Here is a 2,537-nt window from a genome sequence, read left to right as displayed (position 1 = left end):
AGTTATTCCTAGGTTTTGTAAATAAAGTAACTACAAATATTGTGACAACTCATGTTCCATCATCAAAATATTTAGGCAAATTCTATAACAACGGAGAAGAATATCATGGTGGTCTAATAAATAGTTTTGTAATTATCGAGGGTGAAAATTTAGGGTTTCTTGGAAAGGTGGTTTCTTCAGAATTACCTGAAAAAGAACGAATAGATATTTCCTCGGAGGCATTAAAGGAAAAGGACTTTCATCCATTATTAAAGATTGAAGTTCTGTCCATGTTTGATTATTTTATCTTGGATTTTGAGAAATCCCTATGTGAATTTCCTAATGTAGGAGCAAAGGTTTATATCGCTAGAAAACAGTTTATCGAAAGATATATTAATCAAATTGAATTTAAGAATAATTCATTAAGAACAAGTAAATTTGCTCAACTTTTAAATAACTATCAAGCAAATGTAGACCTTTCCTTACAAACAATATTCAGTCGGCATACAGCAATCGTAGGAACAACTGGGAGTGGGAAAAGTTGGACAACTTCTAAATTGATAGAAAATATTCTTAATAATAACCAAAAGGCAATATTAGTTGACGCAACCGGTGAATATAAAAATCTAGCCGAGGCATACGAAGGTAAGGCTAAAATGGTAATTTTAGGAGTGGACCACCATTTTTCATATAAAAAGTTGTCAATTGAGGATTTATTTTATCTTGTAAAGCCTTCACCGAATTCACAAGTACCGAAACTAAGGGAAGCAGTTAAGTCTTTGAAATTAATAGAGAATGCTCAAGAAGAGTTAACTATTTATATTGAAGAACATCCACAAGGAAATAAAACATTAAAAAAGAAGAATCAGCCTAAAGAACTCTTTTTACAATTACTTAATCAAAATATTAATGAGGTATCCAGTGATAATTTAAATTTTGATATTAGGAGTTTAGCGATTCAAATAGAAAACGAATGTTTCTGGGAAAACTCTCAAAGAAATGCGGCACTATTTGGTGACACTGAAAATAGTAGTCTAGGATTCTGTGCAACTTTAATTACGAGAATTAATAATTTATTAAACGAAATACAATTTAATAGAGTTTTTAATTTTACTGGAGATAATGGCACAATAGATGCTTATGATTTATTAGACGAGTTTATAAATCATAACACTCATAACCTTTTTTATATTGATTTAAGTGAGCTGCCATTTGCTTTTAATATACGAGAGGTTGTGGCTAATTCCATCGGTAAAATCATGCTCTCTTATGCTAGAGAAGGTAAATTTCTAAGTAAACCTAATGTGTTAATAGTTGATGAAGCCCACCAGTTTTTAAATAAAACAGTAAGTAATGATTTTGAGACCTTTAAACTGGATGCTTTCGATAATATTTCAAAAGAGGGAAGAAAGTACGGATTATTCTTATGCATAACTACTCAGCTTCCTAGGGATATTCCTACAGGGACATTAAGTCAAATAGGCACATTCCTTATCCATCGTCTTATTAATCACAGAGATAAGGAAATTATTATGAACGCAATGCCATCGGCTAATAGTGAAATGATCAATTTTCTATCTGAGTTAGGTCAAGGGGAGGTAATACTATCAAGTACAGATATAAAAACCCCATTACTTCTAAAAATTATGGAGCCCAATGTTGAACCTGACTCAAATACGCCATTATTTAATTAATTTGAAATATTGCGATTGGCAAAAAATATTGAGGTGGTTGAATGAAAGTTATAGTACCAATTCAAAATTTAACTTTTGATGAAGCTTTTGAAATAGGCAATATTAAATTTTTTCCTAGATTGGATGCTTCAATTATTCCCAAGCAAAATATTGATGAAATAGCGACATCGAATACTTTATCAATGAGAAGTATGGCAAATTTATTTTCAAGTGTTTCATTAAGTGATTTTTTATATTTATCGGTAGCAGTCTTAGAATATAATCTTACTAATGATCAGTATTTCCATAATAAANNNGTAATCCATTTAACAAGCAAATTTTGCCGGGTTTCCCTGCTTTACTTCCAAGTGGTTTTGATGCTGTTATTTTAATAAATAATTATGAAGATTCATTTCGTTTTATAACTGCTGAAATTCATGGTTTTAACTCAATGAACGGTTTAGGTTTAAATATAGAGAATAATTTAGAAAATGATAAAATCGGTAAGTTCAACAATTTTAATAATATTATAACTAGTAATAGAAAAGATGATGTGCTTTTACTGTGTAGATCAGCTGTTAAGAGGCTAAATGAATCAATGTACATGAATAATCTAGATACCTCTTTTATATATTTAATGTCGACATTAGAAATGATAGCCTCTGATAGATTTATTAAATTTGAGAAAGTCAAGTCTAAGATAGTTCCCTTTATTGCTAGTGACAAAAAATTTTATCATAGATTATCTGAAGAATTAAAAAGATTTTCAATGGAAATTAGAACTGAAGTCGTTCATAACGGAAAGCCCCTACACGAAGTGGCCCCTGAAGATTATGAGAAAATATTATTTAGACTTCAAGGAATAATATTGACTACAGTAGAGAA

The 2,537-nt window shown here is 30.2% G+C and carries 1 protein-coding gene and 1 pseudogene; both read left to right on the top strand.

What is annotated here, in order from left to right; translation table 11 throughout:
- A partial coding sequence (locus V7149_RS23785) for an ATP-binding protein (protein ID WP_335348049.1) occupies nucleotides 1-1,673 on the top strand: 1,673 nt, incomplete at its 5' end.
- A 319-nt stretch (nucleotides 1,674-1,992) separates the two neighbouring features.
- Nucleotides 1,993-2,537: pseudogene (locus tag V7149_RS23780) on the top strand (hypothetical protein); the annotation flags it as partial.

The organism is Bacillus sp. JJ1503 (assembly GCF_036965125.1).
Taxonomy (GTDB): Bacteria; Bacillota; Bacilli; order Bacillales; family Cytobacillaceae; genus Cytobacillus.
The sequence above is the reverse complement of the archived record's forward strand: the minus strand, read 5'-3'. Positions and strand labels throughout refer to the sequence as shown.